The organism is Pengzhenrongella phosphoraccumulans, from assembly GCF_045689905.1.
Classification (GTDB): domain Bacteria; phylum Actinomycetota; class Actinomycetes; order Actinomycetales; family Cellulomonadaceae; genus Pengzhenrongella; species Pengzhenrongella phosphoraccumulans.
Genome location: NZ_CP144210.1, coordinates 1,492,507 through 1,517,337 on the forward strand (window position 1 = coordinate 1,492,507; position 24,831 = coordinate 1,517,337).

General features: G+C 73.2%; 20 protein-coding genes. 5 read left to right on the forward strand and 15 right to left on the reverse strand.

Annotation, left to right across the window (positions count from 1 at the left end; genetic code table 11):
• Window positions 1-193: 193 nt before the first annotated feature.
• Window positions 194-1,024 carry an Ig-like domain-containing protein gene (locus VTA80_RS06960; RefSeq protein ID WP_407344668.1) on the forward strand — a complete coding sequence of 277 codons (831 nt, stop codon included), beginning with the start codon at window positions 194-196 and terminating at the stop codon, window positions 1,022-1,024.
• Between the two features lie 43 nt (window positions 1,025-1,067).
• On the opposite strand, the gene VTA80_RS06965 is transcribed toward VTA80_RS06960, so the two are convergent.
• The 15 genes from VTA80_RS06965 to VTA80_RS07035 all read right to left on the reverse strand — a co-directional run bounded on the left by VTA80_RS06965 (window position 1,068) and on the right by VTA80_RS07035 (window position 19,936).
• Window positions 1,068-1,985 (reverse strand): phosphate ABC transporter ATP-binding protein, encoded by a 918-nt coding sequence (locus VTA80_RS06965; protein WP_407345715.1) that lies wholly within the window; start codon window positions 1,983-1,985, stop codon window positions 1,068-1,070.
• A 71-nt stretch (window positions 1,986-2,056) separates the two neighbouring features.
• On the reverse strand, window positions 2,057-3,628 hold the full coding sequence (locus VTA80_RS06970) for a hypothetical protein (RefSeq protein WP_407344669.1): 1,572 nt from the start codon (window positions 3,626-3,628) through the stop codon (window positions 2,057-2,059).
• A gap of 48 nt (window positions 3,629-3,676) precedes the next feature.
• Complete coding sequence (locus VTA80_RS06975) at window positions 3,677-5,044, reverse strand: hypothetical protein (protein ID WP_407344670.1); 1,368 nt, start codon at window positions 5,042-5,044, stop codon at window positions 3,677-3,679.
• Window positions 5,045-5,187: 143 nt separating this feature from the next.
• Window positions 5,188-6,327, reverse strand: a complete 1,140-nt coding sequence (locus VTA80_RS06980; protein ID WP_407344671.1) for a hypothetical protein — start codon at window positions 6,325-6,327, stop codon at window positions 5,188-5,190.
• A gap of 117 nt (window positions 6,328-6,444) precedes the next feature.
• Window positions 6,445-6,846: a hypothetical protein gene (locus tag VTA80_RS06985; protein ID WP_407344672.1), complete on the reverse strand. Its 402-nt coding sequence runs from the start codon at window positions 6,844-6,846 to the stop codon at window positions 6,445-6,447.
• An 8-nt stretch (window positions 6,847-6,854) separates the two neighbouring features.
• On the reverse strand, window positions 6,855-8,081 hold the full coding sequence (locus VTA80_RS06990; RefSeq protein WP_407344673.1) for an Ig-like domain repeat protein: 1,227 nt from the start codon (window positions 8,079-8,081) through the stop codon (window positions 6,855-6,857).
• A gap of 34 nt (window positions 8,082-8,115) precedes the next feature.
• Complete coding sequence (locus tag VTA80_RS06995) at window positions 8,116-9,168, reverse strand: substrate-binding domain-containing protein (protein WP_407344674.1); 1,053 nt, start codon at window positions 9,166-9,168, stop codon at window positions 8,116-8,118.
• Window positions 9,169-9,322: 154 nt separating this feature from the next.
• A complete protein-coding gene (locus VTA80_RS07000) occupies window positions 9,323-10,309 on the reverse strand; it encodes a sortase domain-bontaining protein (RefSeq protein WP_407344675.1) in 987 nt (328 codons plus the stop codon).
• A complete protein-coding gene (locus VTA80_RS07005; RefSeq protein WP_407344677.1) occupies window positions 10,306-12,921 on the reverse strand; it encodes a hypothetical protein in 2,616 nt (871 codons plus the stop codon). Before VTA80_RS07005 ends, VTA80_RS07000 begins: the two co-directional genes overlap by 4 nt.
• Window positions 12,918-14,567, reverse strand: a complete 1,650-nt coding sequence (locus VTA80_RS07010) for a substrate-binding domain-containing protein (RefSeq protein ID WP_407344678.1) — start codon at window positions 14,565-14,567, stop codon at window positions 12,918-12,920. The genes VTA80_RS07005 and VTA80_RS07010 overlap by 4 nt, the downstream gene beginning before the upstream one ends.
• Before the next feature lie 59 nt (window positions 14,568-14,626).
• A complete protein-coding gene (gene pstA / locus VTA80_RS07015) occupies window positions 14,627-15,787 on the reverse strand; it encodes a phosphate ABC transporter permease PstA (protein WP_407344679.1) in 1,161 nt (386 codons plus the stop codon).
• Window positions 15,787-16,800, reverse strand: coding sequence for a phosphate ABC transporter permease subunit PstC (pstC, locus tag VTA80_RS07020; RefSeq protein WP_407344680.1), 1,014 nt, complete (start codon window positions 16,798-16,800; stop codon window positions 15,787-15,789). The genes pstA and pstC overlap by 1 nt, the downstream gene beginning before the upstream one ends.
• Window positions 16,797-17,216, reverse strand: coding sequence for a hypothetical protein (locus VTA80_RS07025; protein ID WP_407344681.1), 420 nt, complete (start codon window positions 17,214-17,216; stop codon window positions 16,797-16,799). The genes pstC and VTA80_RS07025 overlap by 4 nt, the downstream gene beginning before the upstream one ends.
• Before the next feature lie 159 nt (window positions 17,217-17,375).
• Window positions 17,376-19,088, reverse strand: a complete 1,713-nt coding sequence (locus VTA80_RS07030) for a protein kinase domain-containing protein (RefSeq protein WP_407344682.1) — start codon at window positions 19,086-19,088, stop codon at window positions 17,376-17,378.
• Window positions 19,085-19,936, reverse strand: coding sequence for a lytic murein transglycosylase (locus VTA80_RS07035; protein ID WP_407344683.1), 852 nt, complete (start codon window positions 19,934-19,936; stop codon window positions 19,085-19,087). The genes VTA80_RS07030 and VTA80_RS07035 overlap by 4 nt, the downstream gene beginning before the upstream one ends.
• Before the next feature lie 333 nt (window positions 19,937-20,269).
• Here VTA80_RS07035 and VTA80_RS07040 point away from each other — a divergent pair, with 333 nt between their 5' ends.
• From VTA80_RS07040 to VTA80_RS07055, 4 genes are all read left to right on the forward strand, one after another.
• Complete coding sequence (locus VTA80_RS07040) at window positions 20,270-21,586, forward strand: bifunctional o-acetylhomoserine/o-acetylserine sulfhydrylase (RefSeq protein WP_407344684.1); 1,317 nt, start codon at window positions 20,270-20,272, stop codon at window positions 21,584-21,586.
• 128 nt (window positions 21,587-21,714) lie between these two features.
• The gene (locus VTA80_RS07045) at window positions 21,715-22,950 is read left to right on the forward strand and encodes a homoserine O-acetyltransferase (protein ID WP_407344685.1); all 1,236 of its coding nucleotides are present in this window, start codon (window positions 21,715-21,717) and stop codon (window positions 22,948-22,950) included.
• Between the two features lie 70 nt (window positions 22,951-23,020).
• Window positions 23,021-23,773 (forward strand): maleylpyruvate isomerase N-terminal domain-containing protein, encoded by a 753-nt coding sequence (locus VTA80_RS07050; protein ID WP_407344686.1) that lies wholly within the window; start codon window positions 23,021-23,023, stop codon window positions 23,771-23,773.
• A 9-nt stretch (window positions 23,774-23,782) separates the two neighbouring features.
• Complete coding sequence (locus VTA80_RS07055; RefSeq protein WP_407344687.1) at window positions 23,783-24,742, forward strand: zinc-binding dehydrogenase; 960 nt, start codon at window positions 23,783-23,785, stop codon at window positions 24,740-24,742.
• The last annotated feature ends 89 nt before the right edge of the window (window positions 24,743-24,831 follow it).

Sequence of the window (24,831 nt, forward strand, 5' to 3'; positions counted from 1 at the left end):
ACCAGCACGCGAGCAGCGAGTCTTGGTGATTCAGACGCCCGATCGACGACCCGTGGCGCTTCAATCAGATCGGCTCCGGTCGATGAGGACAGTGGTGCACCGCGCGCCGCCGCACGGCCCTGCCGGGCCGAGCCGGGCGGGCTCGGGGCATCGCCACGTCGGGGCCCCCGGCCGCGCAGGAGGTCCGATCGCCATGACGCTCACCGTGCGCCTGACCGCGATCGCGGTGGGCTCCGTGCTGCTCGTCGGCGCTCCGGTGGCCGCCGCCACTGCCGGACCAGGCGGGATCGGCCCGGTGCCGACGACGCTCGCCGTCACGCCGTCCTCGGGGCCCGCGTACCGCGCCGTGACGATCACGGTGGTGGCGGCACGTGGCGGCGACGCCTCCGGGACGACGCGAGGTGCTGTCACGATTCGGGACGGAGCGTCACTCCTCGCGCGAGACGTCCCGCTCGTCGACGGTCAGGCAGCCGTCACGACGAACGCGCTCGGGCCGGGACCGCACCAGATCACCGCCGAGCTCACCGGTGCCGCCCGCGCAGCGCGCCCGGTCTCCGGTCCCGTCCTCGCCGCGTTCGACGGCGCGGCGGCGAGCGCGGACACGACGGTGGTGCTGACCATCCCGCCGGGCTCGCTCACGATCACGAGCGCGGCCGCGTACCGGCCCCGCCTCGCCGACATGGTCATCACCGACACGCGTCCCGGGAACCTTGGCTTCACCGCGTCGGTGGTCGCAGGCCCGATGCTCGATCGTTCGGGGGGCGAGTACGCCGGCGCGCGCGCCGGGCTGGTGCACCTGTCGGCCGACCAGGTGCCCGGAAACGCGTTGCGGGCGCGAGACGTGCGCGTCAACGACATCCGACCGGGATCGCCTGGCCTGGGAGCACCGCGAGGCTTCGCCCGTTACCCCGCGGGGCTGTCCACGGGAAGTGCGCACGTCCAGGGCACCCTCGCCGTCAGGGGACTTCCCGCTGCCGTGCGGGGCGAGCGCCTGCGGACCACGCTCACCTTCACCGTCATGTGACGTCCCGGTCCCGCCCTGGCGCCGACGCGGCCCGTCGGGCGTGCTACCCGAAGCGACCGCCGACGTAGGCCGCGGTCCGCTCGTCCTGCGGATTGCCGAACATGGAGCCCGTGTCACCGTGCTCGACGATGACGCCGGGGGTGCCTTCCGCCGCCAGGAAGAACGCGCACTGCTGCGACACGCGCGCGGCCTGCTGCATGTTGTGGGTCACGATGACGATCGTCACCTCGCGGGCCAGCTCGGTCATGGTCTCCTCGATGACGCGAGTCGACGTCGGGTCGAGCGCCGAGCAGGGCTCGTCCATCAGCAGAACCCGGGGGCGGACGGCGAGCGAGCGAGCGATGCACAGGCGCTGCTGCTGACCGCCCGACAGTCCTCCGCCGAGCGCGCCGAGCCGGTCGCGGACCTCACGCCACAGGCCGGCCTTGATCAGCGACTCCTCGACCAGCTGGTCCTTCGCCGCCGACGACACGCGCACGCCGGTCAGCTTGAGCCCCGCGAGCACGTTCTCGCGGATGCTCATGGCGGGGAACGGGTTGGGCTTCTGGAAGACCATGCCGATGTCACGGCGCGCCTGGGTGAGCTTGCGGCTCGGGTCGTAGACGTCCTGGCCGTCGAGCAGGACCTCCCCCGCCATCGACGCGGACGGCACCAGCTCGTGCATGCGGTTGAGGATCCGCAGGAAGGTCGACTTGCCGCAGCCCGACGGGCCGATCAGCGCCGTCACCTGGCCCGCCGGCATCGTGAGCGACACCCGGTCGAGGACCTGGTGCTTCGCGAACCACGCCGAGATCGACTGGGCCTGGAGCTCGGCGAGGCCCTGCGGCTCGAAGGACGGCGGCCCGGCCTGGCGGGCCGGCTCCGGCCGGTCGAGCACGGCGGTGGCGGTGGCGCGAGACGGACGGCTGCGCGTCGGCTCACCGCTCGCCGTGGCGAACGGGTTCGCGGCGACAGGCGGCATCGTGACCGTCAGCCCGGCGCTCGGGTCCGACGCGTGCTGCGGGGTCGACTGGCCCTGCGGGTCGGTGTTGCTCATGCGATGAGTCCTCTCCCTCGACGTGCGAGGAGGTAGTTGCGACCCAGCAGCCCGAGGGCGCCGGCGCTGCCGGCACCACCGAGACCGACCAGGGACCACTGGGCGGGCGTGAGACGGCGGGCCCCGCCCGACCACACCAGGTCCGGGGCCTGGTCCGGCTCCGAGACGATGACGGGGACGGCGTTCGAGCCGCCGTCGGGCTCGGGCACGGCCGGGGCGATCGCCGGCTCGACCTCCGAGCCCGCGGCGGGGGCGGTCCGCGGCCGGGTGGGCTGACCGCTCGCGCCGCTGCCGCTCGGGCCGGTGCCCGACGACGCGAGCGCCGACGGTGAAGGGACCGTGAGCTGGAGCGTCTCGTCGACCACGACGGGGGCCGGTGGCTCGACGACCCCAGCCACCGTCGCGGCCGAAGGCGCGACGGCCTGGGCGGCCGGGGCGGAGGCGAGGAACAGCCCGGAGCCGAGGACCAGGACCGCGAGCACGGTCAGCACCGGACCGACGGCCTGCGCCTCGGAGCGCGTCGGCTGCCCAGCGGCATCGGCGGAAGCGGTGGCCGAGAGGCGCCGCCACAGCTCCTCGCCATCCCGGCGACGCTGACGCGTGCGACGCACGACGAACCAGGCCAGAGCCGCGGCGAGGAGCACGACGGCGAGTCCCGTCCAGGACACGACGACGAACGTGCCGCTCGCGGTGCTCGACACGAGCGGGATCTCGGTGTCGGGGCCCGGAGCAGCAGCCATGTCGACGTCCACCACAGCCGTGACGAGCCCGATCGGTGCCACGCCCGCGAGCAGCGAGCGCACCGTGAACGACTGGCCCGGAAGGACCTCTTGGGTGTCGACGGCCACCCCCGCGGCCAGCTGCACGCCGAACGGGCCGGTCACCCGGATGCGGGGCTTGCCGACGATCTTCACGTTGCCCGTGTTGACGACCTCGTAGGAGACCTCGGTCGGCGCCGGCGCGAAGGGCACCCAGCTCCCCGTGGTGCTCGCGTGCACGGAACGCACCTCGAGCGAGGGCGTGAGCTCACCGGGTACGCGCACGTTGAGGCGCACCGCCACGCGCGTGTCGAGCAGGACGCCGTCGGCCGTCGGCGCCGGGTTGACGAGGGAGACGACCACGCCCCCGGCATGGTCGCCCGGGGCGGCCTCCCCCGGCACGGTCACCGTGAAACCGACGACGGCGGTCGACAGCGCCGCGACCGTCACCGTGGGGGCGTCGGTCGTGACCCACAGGCCGACGTCGGTCGGGGCTGCGGCCGCCGCCCGGAGGTCGTACCCGCCGGTGGGGGTGTTGTAGGCATCGGCACCGTAGACGGCGAACGTCTGCTCGACGGTCGAGGCGTTGGCCACGATCACCCGATCGGAGACCGAGGCCGACGGCCCGGCCTGCAGCTCGAACCGGGTGCGGCCGTCCTGCGCTCCGGCGGCGTCAGCGGGACTGGCGGACCAGGCCGCCGTGGCGTCGTCCGCCACAGCGGCCTGGCCCAGAGACAGGCCGAGCGTTCCTGCCGCCACGAGGGCCGTGAGGGCGGCTCGCAGGATGCGGCGGCTTACCAGGTGGGTCATGAGAGGTGCTCCGACTCAGGCTCGACGGGTCGTGGTGCGGTGGACTGGTCAGCCGCCGATGAGGGTGACCGTGATCGTCGAGGTGTAGCTGCCCTCGGCGGTCGTGGCCGGGATGGCCAGGTTGAGCGCGGCACCCAGGGAGCTCGTGCCCCGACCGCTCGCGATCGACTTGCCGAGCAGCTGGCTCGAGCCGAGGCCCGTGCTCGTGGCGCTGTCGAGGAACGACGCGATCGAGGGACCCGACTGGACGTTGAGCAGGCTGCCGGCGTCCGGGGTCTTGCTCGTCGACGGGGTCCAGCCGAGGTACTTCGCACCGACGGTTCCGCCCGTGCCGCTGAAGTCCGAGGCCTGGACGTTGACCTGCCAACCGGTGAGCAGGTCGTCGCGACGCGTGTCCGCGACGGTGAGCCCCGGCAGGGCGGCGGTGGCCGTCACGCGGGTGTTGCCGGCGTCACGCGCGCCGGTGAGGGCGACGGTGGGGCTGGCCGGCGCGCTGAGCGTGAGGCTGCCCGGTGCACCGAGCGGTGCGGCGGGGACGGTGAGCGTCACCGTGATGTTGCCGGTCCCCGCCTGCGTGCCCACCGTGAAGGTCTGCGGAGCGGCGTCGGAAGCTCCGAACGCCGCGGGGCTGGTCGGCACGAAGCTCGCGTTGTACGAGTGGTTGCCGATCGCGGGAGCGGTCACCGTGAACGCGGCGGTCCCGCCGGCGACGGCGACGGTCGCGAGGTCCGTCGTCCCCTCCCGGAAGATCACGCTGCCGGCGGCGCTCGGGGCCACGGTGGCGGTGAGGACCAGGTTGGCCCCCGAGGCCGCCGCACCGAGCGTCGTGGTGGTCGCGACGGCGCCGGTCGAGGCGAGTGCAGGCGGCGTCGGGACCGACCAGGTGCCGGCGGAGGTGTTGCCGACGACCGTCAACGTCGTCTCGAAGTACCCGGTGGGGACCCCGGCGGCGTCCGCGCAGGTGAACGTCAGGGGAAGGACCCCGGTCCCGCCCTGGGCGAGCACGTAGGCGGCGACCTTGGCCGACGTCATCGGGTTGGAGTTCCCGGCGTTGTACGAACGCCCCTTCGAGTCGACCGTCACCGCGCCTGCATTGAACTGGACCTCGTCCCAGTTGACGGCGTCGACCCCAGGCTGGGGGATGCGCACGCGGGAGAAGTTCTGCGCCGTGCCCGCCGGGCAGGTGGCGTCCACGGCGATCGTCGACCACGGGCGGGTCGCGTTCGAGCCGGAGCTGACGACGTTCGCGTTGGTCGCGTTGTCGAGCGTGACCGTCTTGCTGTTGAACAGGTAGATCGTTCCCGGCAGCAGCGGCCCGTTGTCGGCGGCAGAGGCGGAGCCCGCCGTCGCGACGGCCAGTCCGGTGAGGATCATCGAGCTGGCGGCGACAGCGGCCAGGGTCTTGGTGAGGCGCATGTGAGCGGTCCCTTCCGGGGTTTCGTTCGGCACGTGGACTACTGCCGCGGACCGAGGATGTCTGAATTGTGTGAATAGCGATCGGCGGCATGGTGTCCGCAGGACGAAGGCGCGGCGCCTGCCTCGCCTCGAACGGCTGCCGCTCAGGACCGGTCGGCGCCCACGGGCTCGACCTCCTTGCGGTCGGGACCCGAACCGGCGCGCTCCGCAGCGCTCGCCCGTGCGATCCGTCGGGCGTTGCGGCGGTTCTTGCGTCGGCGGACACGGATCGCCCGGTAGGCCACGGCACCGATCACCAGGCCGAGGGCCGCGAGGACGATCCACGGGATCGCCGCGACGACGGTCGTCGCGGTGACGGTGCCCACGCCGGGGTCGCTCCCGGCCGTCGGTGCCACGGCCCGCGCCGAGACGACGACGGACTCGTACCCGAGCGCCCAGACGTCCGCAACGGTGGTGGTGACCCGCACCTCGCCGCCCGGCAGGATCTCGTCGGCACGCTCACCGACCGCGCCGCGCCCCAGCAGCCCGAACGCGCCTGCGACGTGCACCGACGGCTCGACCGCGAGCCGGACGTTCCCGGTGTTGCGCACCGTATAGCTGACCCTCATCGCGCCAGGTCCCACCGCGGCGCCGGCCCGGTAGGTCGCCGTGACGTCGACGACCTCCAGCCCCGGCGCGAGCTCGCCCTCGACCCGGATGTACACCCGCGCGGCGACCCGCTGCTCCAGCGCGATGCTGGGCGCGTTCTCGCCGCCCTGCCCGACGGTGACCAGCGAGGCGACGATGCCGCCGAGATGGTCCCCTGGCTCGGCGTCGGCCGGGACGGTGATCGAGAACGGCACGATCGTGTAGCCGAGGCCGGTCTCGACCGACTGCGCGGGGACCTGCACCGTGGCAGCGGCGTCGACGGCGATCCAGGCGCCCGCACCCGTGGTCTCCTGGTCCCGCGCGGTGACTGCCAGGCCGCCGTCGGCCATCAGGACGTCACCGCTGTACACGTCGAGGTCGATCGGCGTCACGGCCTGGTTGATGATCGCGACGTGGTCGTAGATCACCGCTCCGGGCCCCGCGCTGTAGCTGAGGAACGCCCGCGCGTCCGGGCGCTCCAGGCCGGCCGGGCCGATCCCGAACGAGGCCAGGGCCGGCCCGTCCGCCGGCGACGGGCTCGCGGCGAGAGCGGGCTGGGCGGCGAGGGCGGCGGCCGACAGCGTGACGGCGCCGACGACGACCGCTCGGCGAAACGCGGCTCGGCCAAACGCGGCGTGACGAGCGTGGTTGAGCATCGTGGATGACTCCCTGAGATCCCTGGTGAGGAGGCGGGCACGAGTCCCGCGAACGTGCAACGGCTTCGGGGAGGTGGGGCGACAGGCGCCCCACCTCCCCTCAGACCGTGGACCGGATCAGACGGCGGTGAACGTCACCGTCGCGGTGTACAGGCCCGGCGTCACCGAGGTCGGGACCCCGTCGATGCCGAAGACCCCGGCGAGGTTCGCCGTGCCGATCGGGGTGCCCGCGGCGTGCTGCGCGAACACCTTGGGCGTGGCGAGGCCGGCGGTGAACGGCGCGTTGTTCGTCAGGACCAGGTCGGTCGCCAGGAGCGCGTTGCCCGCGACCTGGGTCGCAGCCAGGCCGGTGAGGCCCGCGTACTGGCCGCCGAAGCTGCCACCCGTCGCATTGGTGAACGCCCCGGAGACGACCGAGGCGGTGAAGCCGAGGTTCCCGGCGCGCGTGTCCGTGATCACGATGTCCGTGAACGGGGCCGAGGCGGAGTAGGTCGAGTCGGCCGCGTCCAGGAGAGCCACCCCGAGGTTCAGGGGGCGGTCGGGGTGTACGGCGTCGTCAGCGTGATCGCGCCCTGCGGGATCGTGACGACCACGGTCTGCTCGTCCACAGCACCCTCGAGCACGTAGGTCGCCACCACGGCGGCCGAGGTCGAACTCGTGTAGGGAGCGGTACCGACGAACTCGGCCACCAGGTTGTGAGCACCTGCGGCGAGGACGTTGGTCGTGAACGGGGCGACGACCCCGGCGACGCACGGCGACGTGCCGAGCGTGACGGCGCCGTCCTTGAAGCTCACCGAGCCGTTCGCCGCGCCGAGCGAGGCGGTGACGGTCGGGGTGAGGATGACCGCCTGGTACGCGGCACCGGCGACGGCCGAGACGGCGAGGACCGTGGTGGTCGATCGCGGCGCGACGGCCGTGACGGTCACCGAGAACGGCGCACCGGTGCTGGGGCCGTAGGTCGCGTCACCCGAGTAGACGGCGGTGACCGACCGCGTGCCGACCGCGAGGGCCGACGTCGTGAGGACGGCGCTCCCGGCGGCGACCGGAGCCGAGCCGAGCGAGACGGCGCCGTCGCGGAACTCGACCGTGCCGGTCGCGGCGACGGGCGTGACGGCAGCGGTGAGGGTGATCGGCGAACCGACCTCGACGCTGCTCGCGCTCGCCGAGACGGCAACCGTCGTGCCGATTCCCGCCAGGGCGGCCGGGGCCGGGACGGACCAGGTGCCGGCGGACGTGCTGCCGACGACGGTGAGGGTCGTGGCGAAGTAGCCGGTGGCGTTGCCCCCGGCGTCCGCGCAGGTGAACGTCAGGGGGAGCGTCGCGGTGCCGCCCTGCGCGAGCACGTAGGCGGCGACCTTCGCCGAGGTCATCGGGCTGGAGTTCGTCGCGTTGTACGAGCGGCCCGCTGCGTCGACCGTGGTCGCGGTGCCGTTGAACTGGACCTCGTCCCAGTTGAGCGGGTCCACCCCGACCTGGGGGATGCGCACGCGGGAGAAGTTCTGTGCCGTGCCGGCGGGGCAGACCGCGTCGACCGCGATCGTCGACCACGGGCGGGCCAGGTTGGTGCCGGCCGTGACGATGTTGGCGTTCGTCGCGTTGTCCAGCGTGACCGTCTTGCTGTTCAGCAAGTAGATGGTTCCGGGCAGCAGCGGACCGTTGTCGGCGGCCGAGGCGGAGCCGGCCGTCGCGACGGCCAGTCCGGTGAGAAGCAGGGAGCCGGCCGCGAGCGCGGCGAAGGGCTTGAGGATGCGCATGAGGGGTATCTCTCTCGTCCGAGGAGGCAGGGGGTCAGTTGATGGTGAAGTTCGTGACCGCGGCCGTCGTGCTGACCTGGGTGCCGCACGCGCCGCCATCGATCGGCGAGGCGAGCTGGTCGAGGCCGGCAGCCTTGATCAGGCCCGTGGCCGAGGAGCTGCAGAGGAAGCCGTCGGAGCCGAAGACGTTGGAGACGTACGCCTTGCTGGCGTCGGTGCCGCGAACGACGTTGTAGACCGCGCGTGACGCGAGGAAGCTCGTGCCGCCGTCGGACGCCGTCCCGGTCTCGATGCGGACGAGGCCGGTCGCGTTCGCGAACCCGGCCCGGCCGATGGAGAACGGCGCGACGGCGTTCGGGCTGGCCGTGAACACCGACGGGTCGTGCTCCTGCACGGCCACCACGGAGCTGCCGAGCACGACGGCGGTGCCGCCGTTGGCCGCCTTGAGCTGCGCCTCGAAGAACGAGCGCGTGCCCGAGCCGGCCTGCGGGATCATCGGGACGATGACGCCGGCCGAGCCACCGATCTGGTTCCAGTTGGTGACGGCGCCCGAGTAGATCGAGACGACCTGCGCGAGGCTGATCGCGGCGGGGGCGTTGGTCGCCTGCGCCGACACGGCGATCGCGAGCTTGTCGAGGCCGAAGGGGTATGCCTTGAGGCTGGCGGTGACCTCGGCGGCGCTGAGCGCCGAGGAGGAGCGAGCGAAGTCGACGGCCGTGTTGTTCGTGGCCCCGAACAGCAGCGCCTTGCCGGCACCCGATCCGTCGGGGCGGACGATCGGCGTGGTGCCGGACTTGAGCGTGATGGTGTCGTGGATGTTCGCGTCGCTCGTCGGGACGGACGGGTTCAGCGCATTGAACGACACGAGCCGCGCGTTCGCGCTCGAGTTGTAGCCCGGGCTGAAGGTCGCGCCGATCTTCACGCCGTCAGCGGCGTAGTTGAGGGCGTACTGGATCGTGTCCGACCCGACGCCGACGACGTCGCGCGTCTGCGGCGCGAAGTCGGCCGACGCGGAGGACGCGCCGGCGAGCGAGATGGCGCCGGTCAGCAGAACTGCTGCAACGGTCGCAACCTTCGTGCGCTTCATGGGGAGCCTTTCGAACAGGGTTGAGGGGCCGAGATCTCGACCCGGGATGAACCCTCCTGGAGCGGGGCAAACAGCCCACCGTCGAACGGTGAACGCAGGACGACCTCGGTCTAGCCCAGGGATTGCGCGCCCCGGCTCGCCCGGGCGCGCCGCCTCAGATGAGGTTGGGCAGCAGCTGCACGAGGACGTCCGTCGTCCACCACGCGAGGGCGACCAGCACCGGCGCCGCGAGCACCCACAGCACCCGCATCGGCAGCCGACGACGCACCAGGACGATCCCGACGGCCGAGAGCAGGAGCGCCTGGAGCGCGAGCGCGAGCATCGGCAGCACAGACAGGTCGCCCTGCAGGGCCTTCTCGGACTCCGGCACCGCGCCAGGCCGGCCCGCGGGCCCGACGACGGCCGCGCCTTGGAGCGTGGCGTCGACATAGACAGCACTCGTCGGGGTCACCGCCGCGAGGACGCCCTCGCCCTCGGCGGTGACCAGCGTCAACCGGCTGCCGCCGGTCGCCAGGGCGGTCGGCATCGGGTCGCCGCCGCGCCGGACGCCGTCGACCCGGTACACGAACACGCCCTGCCCGGTGGTGACCTGGATCCCGTCGCCGGGACGCAGGGAGGTGATCGACCGGAACGGCCCGCCATAGGCGAGGGCCCGGCCGTAGACGAGCGAGACGCCGACCTGGCCCGGCAGAGCGGTGTCGCGCCGGTGTCCCGGCCCGGACAGCAGGTCGCCGGCGGCGGTGCCCTCGACGACGACCTGTTCACGACCGAGCGTCGGGATCGACAGGATGGCCACGGGGGCGCCGGGCTCGATCGCCCCGCCCGTCGGCGCGGTCTGCGCAGCGAGCTGTTGGCGCAGCTCGCCGTAGAGCAGGTGCTGGGCGCGAGCCTGCTCGAGACCGCTCAGCCCGAGCACCTGGATCAAGAACCAGGCGCACAGCGCCGCGACCGTGACCAGGGCCCAGATCCCGGTGGACGCGCCAGCCGGCACCGGCGGGCGCGGGAGCGGCGGGCGCCGGGGCCGGATCCCGCCGTTGGCGCGCCGACCGGAGGTCGAGTACGGGTCGACCGGGGCGGCCGTGGCCGCGCGCGTGGGCGCGAGGGCGGCGCCGGTCGGCTCTTCGAGCACCTCGACGGTCATGAGCGGGGCCTCCGGGTTGAGATCTGGCGAAGCACTGGTGCGCCGACGAGTCCCAGCGCGCCGACACCGAAGACAGCAGGCAGCGTGGCGCCCGCGAGTCCCCCGAGCCGAGGAGCATCCGTGCTGGCCGAGGGGGCGGCGGCACTCGCGGCCGGACCGTCGGGCGCGGGCTCACCCGCCGTCGTCAGGGGCGAGACGACGGGCGGCGAGACCAGCGGCGCAACGAGGGGGTTCGAGACCTCGGTCGCACCCGGCGCGCTGGGCGGCGCGAGGACGCTGGTCGGCACGACAGTCACCCCCATCGGGCCGGCCTGGGCATCGATGGCGTCGGCGACCTTGCGCGCACTCGTGTAGAGCGCAGCCGTCGCGCCGGTCGACGTGATCGGGAGGTAGCCGTCCGGCAGCTGCCCGATCGCGGTGCCCTGACGCTGGCCCTCCGTCGTCGCCACCTGGATGAACTGCGCGACCTGACCCGCCGTGCCCGCGTTCAGGCCCGTGAGCGCCGCGACGACGTTGACGGCCATCGTGCCCGGATAGGCATCGGCGTGGGTGCGCAGGACAGCCTGATCGAGCACGAACGGCATCCCGGGCGCCGACTGGCTCGCGGTCCCGATCGCGGCGGCCATCGAGGCGTTCGACGGCGCGACGAACGTCGCGGCCGTTCCGGTACCGCTGGTGCGCAGCAGGGCGGTCGTCAGGCCGTAGCGGCGCGCGTCGGCGACGGACACCAGACCGAGCAGGTGGCGCGCGCCGTAGTTCTGGCGGGGGGAGCGACTGAACTTGCACAACGCGCTCACCGGGTCCTGCTCATGGCTGTAGAGCGACTCAGGCGCCGCGCTGAGCACATCCTGGGCGATCTTGTTCATGCCGCTGACCGGCGCCAGGACCCGGTTGAACCACGCGAGCGGCTGGTCCGCGTCGCAGACGTTCTGGCTCGGCTGCCGCCAGACGTCGAGGAGCGGCCAGTCGTCGCGGGGCAGGCTCAGGCCCTGGTAGGCCGCGTTGACGGTCATGCCCGACGGGTCCTTCTGCCCGCTGAGGAACGCCATGGCCTCGGGATCGGCGGCGATGTACTCCGTGAGGGACCGGATCGCGTCCGAGGGGTTGGCCAACGAGAGCAGGCTCGCCCAGGTGATGTCGGCATTCTTCGTGTAGGCGAGCGTCGAGCGCAGCTGCGGGTTGAGGTCGAGGAACTCGGGATCGACGTTCATCGACCAGGGGTTGTTCGCCAGGTCCGGCCGCTCCGTCTTGGACGCGGCCGACAGGGGGACACCGGGATAGGAGCCCGACATCAGCTTGGCGAGCAGCCGCGGCGTCAGGTGCAGCTCGGTCAGCTGCCCGCCGTTGCCGGGGACGTCGATCACGTAGGCGATCGCGAAGCCGGTCACCGCGACGGGGGCGTAGGCATAGGGCAGGTCACCCGCTTGCGCCTCGCCCGGGTAGCTGACCAGCGCGGCCGGGGCGATGCCGCGGCGGAGGTTCCGGAACGCGGTCGCCTCCGGCATCGCGTTGGCCTGGAACTTGAACCGGTCGGCGCTCCCGCAGTACGCCGGCGCCCACTGCAGCGCGGCCTGCGAGATCAGCTCCGAACCGTAGAACGCGAGCGGGGCCCGGGCGTCCAGGAGGTCGCAGGTGTTGCGCGCGGCCGCGATGGTCAGCGGGATCACGAAGCGGTTCCGCCAGTTCGACGCCGACCACCACGTCGCGCCCGTCACCGCGGCGTTCGTGCCGACCTGGTCCGAGTAGCTCTTCCCGGGCTCACCCTTCGCCTCCTGCACGCACTGCTTGTCGGCGTCGAGGCAGCTGATCCCCATGATCGGGATCACGACGATCGAGCACGGCACCGTCGCGGAGCAGCCGAGCGACTGGTTCTCCGCCGAGGTGCGAACCTCGAACGGCATCCCTCCCCGACCGTCCAGGCCGGTGATCGCCCCGAGCTCGTTCGGTGGCAGCGCCGACCCGACGCCCATCTCGGGCGGGGACGAGAGCCCGCCGTTGCACGACCAGTACGTCGTGCCGCCCGCCGCGACGAACGGCACCAGGTGGCGCGCGACGGTGGCGTCCCCGGCCGTGTCGCACACGGCCGGCCAGTCGACCGCGGGCGGCGAGGAGACCGCGCGGTCCGCGTCGCTCCCGTACAGGTCGTGGGTCCAGACGGCGTCGAAGGACGAGGCCGAGGTGTCGCGCTTGGAGGTGTCGGTGGTCCAGCAGGTCTCGGGCGTCACCTGATCCTCGATCCCCCGGCACTGCAGGATGATCACCGGGTACTCCTGCTGCTGGCCGCTGCTGCTCGACAGGTCGCCCTGCACGCTCGCCGTCGGGCGTGCACCCGTCCAGCTGACCGCGACGGACTGGCGACCCTGCAGATCGGTGGTGCGGTCGGCCGTGACGGTGACCGTGCGGGTGTCCACCGTGAGGTCTGTGCCGTCTGCCTGCCGCAGGACGCGGGTCAGGGTCTTGACGACCTGGTACGCCGGATCGGGGTTCGACGCGGCCAGGGCCGGCGCGGCGGACCCGCCGACGAAGCCCGCCCCCAGCGCCGCCGTCGCCAGACAGAGCAGCGCCGTGCCCGACACCGCGCGGGGGACCCACGGACGCGCCGTGCGGGTCATGCGCCGGCCGCCCGGCGGCGGCGCACCGCGAGCAGGCCCGGCACCAGGACGAGCGCCACGAGCTCGGCCGCGGCCAAGGCACCGAAGGCGATCCCGCCACCGGCGGGTCGGGACGCCACCAGGCTCGCGACCGCGCCGCTCGCCGTCGCGCCCGCGACGCCCGAGGCGTCCGCACCGACCGGGAGCCCGGTCTCGGGGTCGATCACCGTCGCGGCGTCGACCGCCCCGGCCGCGGCGGCATCCCCCGGCGCTCCGGCGGTTCCGGCCGTTCCAGCCGCGCCGCCCGTTCCGGCCGCAGCGGACCCGGCCGCGGCAGCCGGCGCACCGGCCGCACCCGCAGGCAGGCACGGACCCGCACCCGCCTTGTCGCACGCCTTCGGCATCGGCGCGACGTCGGCCAGGTGGTTCGCACTCAGGTTGCCCGCCACGAAGGTCGGGTTGTTGCACTGGGTCGCGTCCCGGTTCTGCATGTCGACGCCCGGGTCAGCGGCCTTGAGCTTGCCCAGCTGCTCGAAGCCGGCCTGCACGAGGTTCAGCGGCAGCGGCGAGTAGCCGTAGTTCCCCGCCTTGCCCTGCCCCTCGCACAGCCCGTAGAACATCAGGTCGAGCAGGGACTGCCGCTTGTCCGTCGTCATCCGCGAGTCCTGGCCCTTCGCGGAGCCCGACGCCCCAGTCGGCAGGATCAGGTACGAGTACGACGACAGCGCGTACGCGCGCGGGTCAGGGTTGGTGTAGACCCCGTCGAGGATCTGGGTCAGGTACAGCGGCGAGGCCTTGTCCTGGTTGATCTGTGCCTTCGTCAGCGCCACGGCGACGTTGTTGTCCGTCGGCTCGACGTAGTAGCCGGCCGCGTTGAGCACCTTCGCCACCGGGTAGTCCTTGTTCAGCGCGTAGGAGTACTCGACGTAGCCGATGGTGCCGTTGCCGGCGCTCGAGGAGATCGTGTTCATCACCTGGTCGGAGCCGGGCGCCGAGAGCATCTTGGAGCCGCTCTTGCTCGGGTAGTACGAGGAGAGCCCCGCCTTGCCGAAGTACGGCTGCCAGATCGTCGGGTACTGGTTGTTCAACCAGGTCGTGAACTGGGCAGTCGTCCCCGAGCCGTCCGAGCGCACGACCGGGATGATCGGCAGGTCGGGGAAGGTCCGGCCGTTGTTGTCCGCCATGACTTGGGGGTCGGTCCACTTGGTGATCTGGTTGGTGAAGATCTTCGCGATGGTCTCCCCCGACAGCCGCACGTCCCGCATCAGCTTGCCGCCGACCTCGATGTGGTACGTGAACGCCGTGCCACCGGCCACGATCGGCATGTAGGCGTACGGGCGGTTCGGCGAGGTGTCCGCCGCGCCGAACTCGTCGGTCCCCTGGTACGGGATCTCGCTGATCGCGAAGTCGTCCTGGAAGTTGGCGAAGTTCTTGCGCCCGAGCGACGAGCCGCCGCCGCTGTAGACGACCTGGATCCCGTTCGCGCTGACGTCGGCGACCCACTGGTTGACGATGACCTGGCTCCAGGTCGATCCGTCCCCCTCGATGAGGACGTACTGCGCGTACGCCGGCGCGGTCGCGCCGCCGACCAGCGCGACCAGCACGAGCACCGCGACGGCCCAGGCTCGCCGGACCTTCGCTGCAGTCCTGGATGCGGGCTGACTCATCGGGGCTCCTGAGGTGCGTGGCGTGCGGGTGGGTGAGGTGAGGGCGTACCGGCGCGCGCTCATCGGGCGTTCCTCGGCTTGGCGAGACGGCGAGCGACGACGAACAGGATCAGCACGATGACGAGCAGGATCGCCGCGGCGGCGAACCCGCGTTGGATGTAGATCGGCTCGCCGCTGCGCACTGCGGAGAACACGAAGAGCGGCAACGAGTTCATCGAGCCGCCGACCGGGTTCGCCACGAGGAACGACGACGCCCCCGACGTGAGCAGCACCGGCGAGGTCTCCCCGATGCCGCGCGCGACCCCGAGGATGAGCGCCGTGGCCAGGCCCGGCCGCGCCGTCGGCAGCACCACGTGCCACACGGTCCGCCACCGCGACGCGCCCAGGGCCAGGCTCGCCTCGCGGAGCCCGCTCGGGACGACGCGCAGGACGACGTCGGCCGCCCGCGCGATGATCGGCAGCATCATGACCGACAGCGCCATCGCGGCCGCGAAGCCCGAGCGCGGCACCCCGAGCCCGAGCAGCAGCACCGTGTAGATGAACAGCCCGGCGACGATCGAAGGGAGCGCGGTCATCGCCTCGACGACCGTCCGCACGAGCCGCGCGAACCGACCCCCGACCTCCGTCATGAACACCGCGGTGCCGAGCGCGAGCGGCACGGTCACGGCGATGGCGATGCCCACCTGGATGAGCGAGCCGACGATCGCGTGCAGCACCCCGCCCGACGTCAGCGGGTCGCGCGGGCCGACACCGGCCATGTCCTGCGTGAAGGTGTTCAGGTGCGGCAACGCGGCCGCCCCGCGCGCGAAGGTGAACACGACCGTCGACACGAGCGCGATCGCCACCACGACGGCGCCCCCGGTGATCGCCGCCGCCGCGAGCCGATCGGTGACGGCCGGGCCGGGGGTGAGGGCCGCCGTCGTCACGGTCACGATGGCCAGGAACAGCACGAACGCGGTCAGGACGAACGCGAGCGCGGTCCCCCAGGGGAGCAGCCGGAAGCACAGCAGCCAGGCGAGCGCGGGCGCGGCGACCAGGGAGCCGAGCACCACGAGACGGTCCTCCGCGGTCGAGGACGCCAGGGTCCGACGAACCTCGGGCGCCGCATGGGCGGGGAGGTCCTCGAGCGAACGGACCCAGGTGCGCGGGCTCTCGTCCACCTGCGGCACCCGGTGCTCCGAGCTCGGCGGAGCCGTGCGGCTTCCCGTGATGGTGGTCATCAGATGTCCGTCCCTGCGCCGGAGCGACCGTTGGCGACGATGAGCGCCGCGAACGTGTTGACGATGAGCGTGATGAGGAACAGCACGAAGCCGGCGGTCAGGAGCGCGGAGAGCTGGGCGGGCGACGCCTCGCCGAACCGTCCCGCGATGAGCGCGGAGACGGTGTTGGTGCCGACCTCGAGCGGGCGGAACTTCAGGTCGAACGACGGCGAGATGATCAGCACCACGGCGATGGTCTCGCCGAGCGCGCGGCCCATGCCGAGCATCGTGCCGCCGATGATCCCGCCCCGACCGAACGGGATCACGACCGCGCGGATCATGCCCCAGCGGGTCGACCCGAGCGCGAGCGCCGCCTCCCGCTCGCCCAGCGGCGTCTGCGAGAAGACCTCCCGCATGACGGCGCACGCCATCGGCATCGCCATCATCGCCACCGCGATCCCCGCCACGAACGCCGACGCCGTGTACCGCGACTGCTCCCACATCGCGGCGTGCGCGTCCGCGTCGACCCGGAAGAACGGCAGGAAACCCGCGTACGTCTGCAGCCAGTGCGCGACGTTGCTCGCCTGCGGCTGCAGCAGGAAGAAGCCCCACAGCCCGTAGATGATGCTCGGCACCGCGGCCATCAGGTCGACCATGGACACGAGGCCCGAGCGGATCCGCACGGGGGCGTACTCGACGATGAACAGCGCCATCGCGAGCGCGAGCGGGAACGCGAACGACATGGCCACGAGCGCGACGGTGGCCGTGCCGACGAGCACCGAGGCGATGCCGATGACGTCGGCCTCCGGCTGCCACTGGGTCTGCGTGAAGAACGAGAACCCGTAGCGCCTGAGCGTCGGGAAGGCCTGCAGCGCGAGGAAGAAGCCGATCCCGCCGGTGATCGCCAGCACCGTCGCTCCCACGGTCCGCGTCGCCAGCACGAAGACCCGGTCGGAGCCGGACTGGGTGGTCGCCAGCCGCCTCGGCGTCGCGGGCGCGCTCGCCGGGGGGTCCACCCGCACCACGGTGCTCATGCTCGCCCGCTCACGAGCGGCGTGCGCACCAGCGGCGCCCGCACGACGCTCTTCGTGCCGCCCCGGAACGCGAACGTCGTGGGGTCGACCTCCGCCAGCGGCGCGAGGAGCGCGAAGTTGCGCCACGCGTGCACGCAGCGCACCCGCCGGTCCTGGTCCGCAACCCCCTGGACCATCGGCGTCCCGTCGAGGTGGAGCACCCAGCGCCAGCGGTAGGCCTCGGTGACCCGGAGGGACGCGCTGAGCTGGTCGACCGAACCCACGACCTGGGCGATCGACGCGCGCGCCGACCCGGGAGTCGAGAACGGAGCCACCGTGCGGGCGATCCCCCGACCGTTCGGACTGATCATGCGCCACCAGACGAGATCGTCATCGAGCATGCGGTACAGCTGAAACACCGGCGCAACCAGGCGCATCCCAACACCGTTCGTTCGATCTCTCCCCCGGCGCCGGAGGTGGCGCGTCGGAGGTGAGTCAATGGGACGACGATGACGCAAAGGTGCAAAGGGGATGTCCGCAGGACGCTCGCCGGATGAACGATGGGCGACGCAGGTCATGCCGCGGGCACGCTCCGGTCAGGCGGGTGGAACCGGATCAGGCGTCGGTGCCGGCGAAGCGGGCGGAGCCGACGGCGAGGCCGTCGGTGGCACCACGGCGCGCGCCACCTCCAGGACGACCACGCCGCCGACGAGCCCCCGCGCCCCTGCACCGGGCTCGGTCCGGATCGCCGTTCCCGACGGGCCGACGGCGACCTCGTGCGCGACGACGACGAACCCGGCCGCCTCGAGCGTCCCGCGCGCCGGCCCGGAGCCCAGGCCGACGACGTCGGGCACGGTCGTGATGCCCGAGGCGACCACGAGCGCGACCGTGCCGCCGACCGCGACGGTCTCACCCGCGGCCGGCGTGCTCTCCAGGACCGTGCCGGCGGCGAGCGGGGAGTCCGCCCGGGTGACCGCGCCGGCCAGGAGCCCGGCGGCGGTCAGGACGCCGTCGGACCCGGCCAGGGTCAGCCCGGCAAGCACCGGCACCGTCGTGGGCGGCGCCGTGACGGGGGCGAGGGCGACCGGCGCGAGTGCCACCGGCGCCTGCGCCGCGCGCGCGGTCGGCGGCGACGACGACGACATTGCAGGTCTGGCCGCGGCCGCGGGTACCGCCCCGGCGCTCTCGGCGCCGCTGCTCCCGAGCGCGACGGCGCCGACCGCGATCCCCACCACCACGAGCACCGACGTGAGCGCCACGGCCAGGCCGGCCCCACCGGTCGGCTGCTCGGCCGGCAGCGGCAGGCCGAGCCGCCGCGCTGGCGGCCCCTGCTGCGCTGGCAGTCCCGGCTGCTCCGGTAGTCCCTGCTGCTCCGGCACAGCGCGCAGCGCCGGCAGGGCACGCAGCACCGGCGCCGCGGGCGCGCGCACCCCGGCCAGCTCCTTCGTCCTGCCGACCGCGGTTCCGTCCCGCGCTGCCAGGGCCGCCGCCGCCCGCGCGACGGCGACCCCCATCGCCCGCGCGGAGCCGTAACGATCCGCCGGGTCCTTGGCCAGCGCGGTCGCGACCACGAGGTCGACCTCGCTCGACAGCGTCGGCACCAGGGACGACGGCATGGGCGGCGGCGCGAGCACCTGCGCCTCGAGCACGGCGCGCAGGTCGTCCCGCTCGAACGGGGGGCGACCCGTCAAGAGGAAGAACAGCACCGCCCCCACCGCGTACAGGTCGGCGCGCGCGTCGGCCGGAGCCGCGGTGGCGAGCTCGGGGGACGCGTAGTGCGGACTGACCCGCACGAGGCGATCGCGCAGGGCGGGGCGCGGCCGGCTGCCCAGGTCGAGCAGGCAGGCCCGGGCCAGGTCGAACCCGTGGGGCGAGAACGGCACCATCACGTTCGCCGGCGACACGTCGAGGTGGAGCACCCCGTGCTCGTGCGCGTGTCCGAGCCCGGCGAGCACCCCCGCGACGACTCCGAGCGCATCCCGTGCCGTCAGCGGCCCGACCCGGTCCACGAGGGTCCCGAGCGTGACGCCGTCGACGAGCTCCAGCACGATCCAGGCGAGCGTGGCCTCGTCGGTGCCCTCGACGCCGGCATCGAGCACGCGGACCAGGTGCGGATGGTCCAGCGCCGCCGCGGTCTGGGCATCGGCCAGCAGCTCCGCGCCCGCGCCGGGCCGGGCGGCGAGGTGCGCGTGCAGCACCTTGACCGCGACCAACCTGCCGAGCCGGACATCCTCGGCCTCGAACACGGCCGCGGAGCCGCCCGACCCGAGCAGCCGCCCGAGCGCGTACCGGCCGCCGACCAGCGTCACGAGGGGCCGTCCTGGCCGCGCAGGGACGCCGCGGCATACCCGTTCGCCACAGTCAGGATCGTTGCCATGTACTCCTGGGAGTGGTTGTAGCTGAGGACGGCCGCCTGCCACGCGGACGCCGTCGTCAGCTCCGTCCCGGCGGCGCACAGGTAGCGCGCGGCCGCGAGCGCGGCATCGTCGAGGTCGTTCGGGTCGGACACCCGGTCGCCGTCGCCGTCGGCCCCCCAGCGGCGCCAGGTCGACGGCAAGAACTGCAGCGGGCCGACGGCGTGGTCCCACACCGGGTCGCCGTGCCACACGGTCGCGTCCGGATCGGCGCGGATCGCGGCGAAACCGGGCCGCCCGTCGAGCGCCGGCCCGATGATCGGGATGCTCGGGCGACCGTCGTCGGCGAGCACCGCGCCGCCGTGCGTGCCGTGACCCGACTCGGTCGCACCGATGGCCGCGAGCGTGGTCCACCCCAGCCGGCAGCCGGGCTGCTCGGTGGCGATGGTCAGCGTGGCGTCGGCGTACGCCCGCACCGCCACGGACCCGATCCCGGTCGCGGCGGAGGTTGCGGCGACCCAGGCCGCCGCGGCGCGGACCGGGAGCGCGGGCGTGCCGGGCACCGAGGCACCGAGCACCGAGGCACCTAGCGCGGCGGACGCACCGGGCGCGGGCTCCATGCTCGGCTCCACCGCGGCGATCGCCCCGGGTACCGCAGGCGCCCACTCGTCCCGGGGCGAGGCGCTCGCGCGGGCCGCCGCGCCCGCGGTCAGCGCCACCACCAGCACCGCCACGACAGTGACCACGCCGGGCAGCGGGTCGCGCGGGGGTCGGGCTGCGGAACGTGCGCGGATCGGCTTCATCGCCTGCCATGGTGTCGACCCCCGACGGCCGGGACCGAGCCATGGAATGAACACGGGACGAATACCTGAGACACCTTCTGTCCATATCGCGAGATGGGTGTTCCATTTCCTGGGCACGTCCTCGTACTCTTCGACCATGACCTGCCGAATGTGTCGCTGACCAGCGCACGCTCGGCTGTGCCCTGGGACCGGTAACGCGGCTCGCCTCCTGGCGAACCGTCACCGCCCGGCACCTGGTACACGCCTTCGTGCGACCCCCACCCCACCCCCTCGCGGGCGGGCCGGTCAGCACCTGACCTCCGCGCGCGGCCAGACTCAGCCAAGGAGATCCCCATGAACGACGCCTGGTCCTTCGAGACCCGCCAGATCCACGCCGGCCAGACCCCCGACCCCACGACCGGCGCCCGCGCGCTGCCGATCTACCAGACGACGTCGTTCGTCTTCCCGGACGCGCAGGTCGCCGCCGACCGCTTCGCGCTCAAGGACCTGGGCCCGATCTACACGCGCATCGGCAACCCGACGACCACGGTCGTCGAGGACCGGATCGCCTCGCTCGAAGGCGGCGTCGGGGCCCTGCTGGTCGCGTCCGGCTCATCCGCCACCACGCTCGCGATCCTCAACATCGCCGAGGCCGGCGACCACATCGTCGCGAGCCCCAGCCTGTACGGCGGCACGTACAACCTGCTGCACTACACGCTCCCGAAGCTCGGGATCACGACGACGTTCGTCACCGACCCGCACGACCCGCAGGCCTGGCGCGACGCGATCCAGCCGAACACCAAGCTGCTGTTCGCCGAGACGATCCCGAACCCGCGCTCGGACATCCTCGACATCGAGGCCGTGGCCGACGTCGCCCACACCGCGGGCGTCCCGCTCGTGGTCGACAACACGATCGCCACGCCGTACCTCATCCGTCCGTTCGAGTTCGGCGCCGACGTCGTCATCCACTCGGCGACCAAGTACCTCGGCGGGCACGGTTCCGCGATCGCGGGCGCCATCGTCGACGCCGGGACGTTCGACTACGCGCAGTACCCCGAGCGGTTCCCGAACTACAACACCCCCGACGAGAGCTACCACGGGCTCGTCTACGCGCGGGACCTCGGCGTCGGCAGCGCGTTCGGCGCGAACCTGTCCTTCATCCTCAAGGCCCGCGTGCAGCTGCTGCGCGACCTCGGTCCGGCGATCTCGCCGTTCAACGCGTTCCTCATCGCGCAGGGGATCGAGACGCTGTCCCTGCGCATCGAGCGGCACGTCGCCAACGCCCAGAAGGTCGCCGAGTGGCTCGAGGCGCGCGAGGACGTGCTCGGCGTGCACTACGCCGGGCTCGAGTCCAGCCCGTGGCACGCCCGCGCGCTCAAGTACGCACCCAAGGGTCCCGGCGCGGTCCTCGCGTTCGAGATCGACGGCGGCACCGCGGCCGGGCAGGCGTTCGTCTCCGCGCTCGAGCTGCACTCGAACGTGGCGAACATCGGCGACGTCCGCTCGCTGGTGATCCACCCGGCGTCGACCACGCACAGCCAGCTGACCGTCGAGGAGCAGGCGCTGTCGGGGATCACCCCCGGCCTCGTGCGGCTCGCGGTCGGGATCGAGCACATCGACGACATCCTCGCCGACCTGGACGCCGGGTTCCGCGCGGCCAAGGGCGTGTAGGACCGATGCCCTGGACCCCGTTGCGCGCGCCCGCCGACGCCGTCACCTCCGTCGCCTCGGCGGCCGGTCGGGTGGACGGCGCCGCCCGGCGCGACGCAACGGGGTCCCGTCGCGTAGATTCGCCTGCTATGTCTCGTGAGCGCGCCCGTCGGGTCGCCCCGACGACGTCGGCGTCCACGCCGCGGCCGACGGGTCGCACCCACGCGCCCGCCCGGCCGACGACGGCGCCCGGCGCGGCTCCCCCGATCCGCGCGTCCTACGCCTGGTGCGACGGCGACGAGCCCGGACGGCGGCAGTTCGCCCACTTCGGCGCGATGAACCTCGAGGCGGGCGGTCGGCTGCCCGCGGTCACCGTCGCCTACGAGACCTGGGGCACGCTCTCCCCGAGCGGCGACAACGCCGTGCTCGTGCTGCACGCCCTGACCGGGGACTCGCACGTGACGGGCCCCGCCGGACCGGGCCACCTGACGGCCGGCTGGTGGGACTCGCTCGTCGGCCCGGGCGCGCCGATCGACACGGACAAGTACTTCGTCGTCGCCCCGAACGTGCTCGGCGGTTGCCAGGGCTCGACCGGCCCGGCGTCGATCGCGCCCGACGGGCGGCCGTGGGGCGGTCGCTTCCCCCAGATCACCGTGCGCGACCAGGTCGCAGCCGAGCTGGCGCTCACCGACGCCCTCGGGATCGACTCGTGGGCGCTTGTCGTCGGGGCCTCGCTCGGTGGGCTGCGCGTCCTGGAGTGGGCCGCGTCGGAACCCGACCGCGTGCGCGCGATCGCTGCGATCGCGACCGCCGCCCAGACCTCGGGCGACCAGATCGCCAGCTTCCACACCCAGCTCGGCGCGATCCACGCCGACCCGCGGTTCGCCGGCGGCGACTACTACGACGCGCCCGACGGCGAGGGGCCCCACGTCGGGCTGGGCGTCGCCCGGCAGATCGCGCACGCGTCCTACCGGAGCGCACGCGAGCTCGACGAGCGGTTCGGCCGCATCCCGCAGGGCGCCGAGGATCCGCTCGGCGGCGGACGGTTCGCGGTGCAGTCCTACCTCGACCACCACGGCGAGAAGCTCGCGCGACGTTTCGACGCGAACACCTACGTGGTGCTCACGCGCACGATGATCACGCACGACGTCGGCCGGGACCGCGGCGGGGTCGAGGCCGCGCTCGCCGGGATCACCGCACGCGCCCTCGTCGTCGCCGTCGACACCGACCGGCTGTTCCCCCCGAGCCAGTCGCACCGGATCGCGGCCGGGATCCCGCGTGCCGGGGCCGTGGAGCTGGTGCGCTCCGAGTACGGCCACGACGGCTTCCTCATCGAGTCCGACCAGCTCGGCGCGATGGTCGCGGAGTTCCTCGCCGAGGGCTGAGCTCCCGTAGCCGCGCGTCTGCCGCGTGGACGCTCGGGCGGCCGCGAGCGCCGTCGGGCAGGATGACGAGATGACCACCCGGATGCAGAATGCCGACCTGGCGACCGCGGGCCGGCTGCTCGACGAGCAGTGGACGACCCTGCGGGCCTGGCTCGCCTGGCTCCTGGAGGACGACGACGCCGCCGACGACGGGCTCTGGTCCGTGCCCGCCTCGCCGAGCGTGCTGCCCGGGTTGACGGTCGCCGAGCTGGTCGCCCATGTCGGTCGGGCCATGGATGCGCTCACGGTCACCCGGCCCGCCGAGCCGGGCACGGTGCCGATCACGCTCGCCGAGTACCTGGGCACCTACCCCGACCGGGCCGCGGAGATCGCCCAGGTCACGCGCGAGATCGCCCGCGAGATCGAGCCGGACCCGCTCGCGGCCGTGGACGCGATGGCGGCGGCCGCCTTCGCGCGGCTCGCCGAGCTCGGGCCCGAGGACCTCGTGGTGCAGGCGCGGCGCGGCCCGATCATGCTGTCCGACATGGTCGTCTCGCGCCTGGTCGAGCTCGTGGTGCACGCGGACGACCTCGCACGCTCGGTACCGCACCGGCCGGGACAACGGCCGGTCGACACCGAGGCGCTCGACTACGTCGCCGAGGTGCTGCTCAGCATCGTGGTGGTCCGCGGCGGCTGGAGCCTCGAGGTCGCCGACCCGCTCGGCTGGGTCCGGCTCGCGACGGGACGGACCCCGTACGACGTCGACCAGCTCGCGCGCGCCCTGCACCCCCAGTTCACCTCGGACTCCGTCCCGGACCTCAGGAGCATGCTGCCGCTGCTCTAGGCTGTCGAGATGCTTGCTGCCTACGCCGCCCGTTTCGCCCCGAACGACCCGATCAGCGCCCTGGAGGTCGCCGACCGGCCCGAGCCGGAGGCGCGGGAGAACTGGAGCACCGTCGAGGTGCGCGCCACCAGCCTCAACCATCACGACCTGTGGTCGCTGCGCGGCGTGGGCCTGCGCGAGGCCCAGCTGCCGATGATCCTCGGCACGGACGCCGCCGGGGTCACCGCCGACGGCACCGAGGTCGTGGTGCACGGCGTGATCGGCGCGACCGGCCACGGCGTCGGACCGACCGAGGGCCGGAGCCTGCCCTCCGAGCGTTACCCCGGCACGCTCGCCGAGCGGTTCGCGGTGCCCACCTGGAACCTCGTGCCCAAGCCCGCCGAGCTGTCCTTCGCCGAGGCGGCGTGCCTGCCGACCGCGTGGCTGACCGCGTACAACATGCTGTTCACCCGCGGCGGCGCCAAGCCCGGCAACCGGGTCCTCGTGCAGGGGGCGGGCGGTGGCGTGTCCACCGCGGCCGTCCTGCTCGGTGCCGCCGCCGGGCTCGAGATGCACGTCACGAGCCGGGACGAGACCAAGCGTGCCCGTGCGATCGAGCTCGGCGCAGCGGGTGCGGTCGCCCCCGGCGGCCGGTTGCCGGCCAAGGTCGACCTCGTGCTCGAGACCGTCGGCGCGGCGACGTGGAGCCACTCGGTGAAGTCGGTGCGTACCGGCGGCACGATCGTCGTCGCGGGAGCCACCTCCGGCGACGCCTCGCCGGCCGAGCTCCAGCGGATCTTCTTCCTCGAGCTGAGCGTGCTCGGCGTCACGATGGGCTCCAAGGAGGACCTCGTCGGGCTGCTGAACCTGCTCGTGCGGACGGGCGTCCGACCGATCATCGACACCGAGCTACCGCTCGCGCAGGCGGGCGAGGGGCTCGCGCGGCTCGATGCGGGGAGCCAGTTCGGCAAGATCGTGCTGATCCCCTGACCCCCGCGCGCACAGCCCCGGCGGGCTGACGGACCACACGGACAGGGCAGGGCGACGGGGGCGGGCAGTGTCGAGACGGTGGCACGAGG

Bases quoted from the DNA above. Each gene is read 5' to 3' on its own strand.
- VTA80_RS06960 (WP_407344668.1), top strand. From the start codon at position 194: ATGACGCTCACCGTGCGCCTGACCGCGATCGCGGTGGGCTCCGTGCTG.
- VTA80_RS06965 (WP_407345715.1), bottom strand. From the start codon at position 1,985: ATGCCGCCTGTCGCCGCGAACCCGTTCGCCACGGCGAGCGGTGAGCCG.
- VTA80_RS06970 (WP_407344669.1), bottom strand. From the start codon at position 3,628: ATGACCCACCTGGTAAGCCGCCGCATCCTGCGAGCCGCCCTCACGGCC.
- VTA80_RS06975 (WP_407344670.1), bottom strand. From the start codon at position 5,044: ATGCGCCTCACCAAGACCCTGGCCGCTGTCGCCGCCAGCTCGATGATC.
- VTA80_RS06980 (WP_407344671.1), bottom strand. From the start codon at position 6,327: ATGCTCAACCACGCTCGTCACGCCGCGTTTGGCCGAGCCGCGTTTCGC.
- VTA80_RS06990 (WP_407344673.1), bottom strand. From the start codon at position 8,081: ATGCGCATCCTCAAGCCCTTCGCCGCGCTCGCGGCCGGCTCCCTGCTT.
- VTA80_RS06995 (WP_407344674.1), bottom strand. From the start codon at position 9,168: ATGAAGCGCACGAAGGTTGCGACCGTTGCAGCAGTTCTGCTGACCGGC.
- VTA80_RS07000 (WP_407344675.1), bottom strand. From the start codon at position 10,309: ATGACCGTCGAGGTGCTCGAAGAGCCGACCGGCGCCGCCCTCGCGCCC.
- VTA80_RS07005 (WP_407344677.1), bottom strand. From the start codon at position 12,921: ATGACCCGCACGGCGCGTCCGTGGGTCCCCCGCGCGGTGTCGGGCACG.
- VTA80_RS07010 (WP_407344678.1), bottom strand. From the start codon at position 14,567: ATGAGTCAGCCCGCATCCAGGACTGCAGCGAAGGTCCGGCGAGCCTGG.
- pstA (WP_407344679.1), bottom strand. From the start codon at position 15,787: ATGACCACCATCACGGGAAGCCGCACGGCTCCGCCGAGCTCGGAGCAC.
- pstC (WP_407344680.1), bottom strand. From the start codon at position 16,800: ATGAGCACCGTGGTGCGGGTGGACCCCCCGGCGAGCGCGCCCGCGACG.
- VTA80_RS07025 (WP_407344681.1), bottom strand. From the start codon at position 17,216: ATGCGCCTGGTTGCGCCGGTGTTTCAGCTGTACCGCATGCTCGATGAC.
- VTA80_RS07035 (WP_407344683.1), bottom strand. From the start codon at position 19,936: ATGAAGCCGATCCGCGCACGTTCCGCAGCCCGACCCCCGCGCGACCCG.
- VTA80_RS07040 (WP_407344684.1), top strand. From the start codon at position 20,270: ATGAACGACGCCTGGTCCTTCGAGACCCGCCAGATCCACGCCGGCCAG.
- VTA80_RS07045 (WP_407344685.1), top strand. From the start codon at position 21,715: ATGTCTCGTGAGCGCGCCCGTCGGGTCGCCCCGACGACGTCGGCGTCC.
- VTA80_RS07050 (WP_407344686.1), top strand. From the start codon at position 23,021: ATGACCACCCGGATGCAGAATGCCGACCTGGCGACCGCGGGCCGGCTG.
- VTA80_RS07055 (WP_407344687.1), top strand. From the start codon at position 23,783: ATGCTTGCTGCCTACGCCGCCCGTTTCGCCCCGAACGACCCGATCAGC.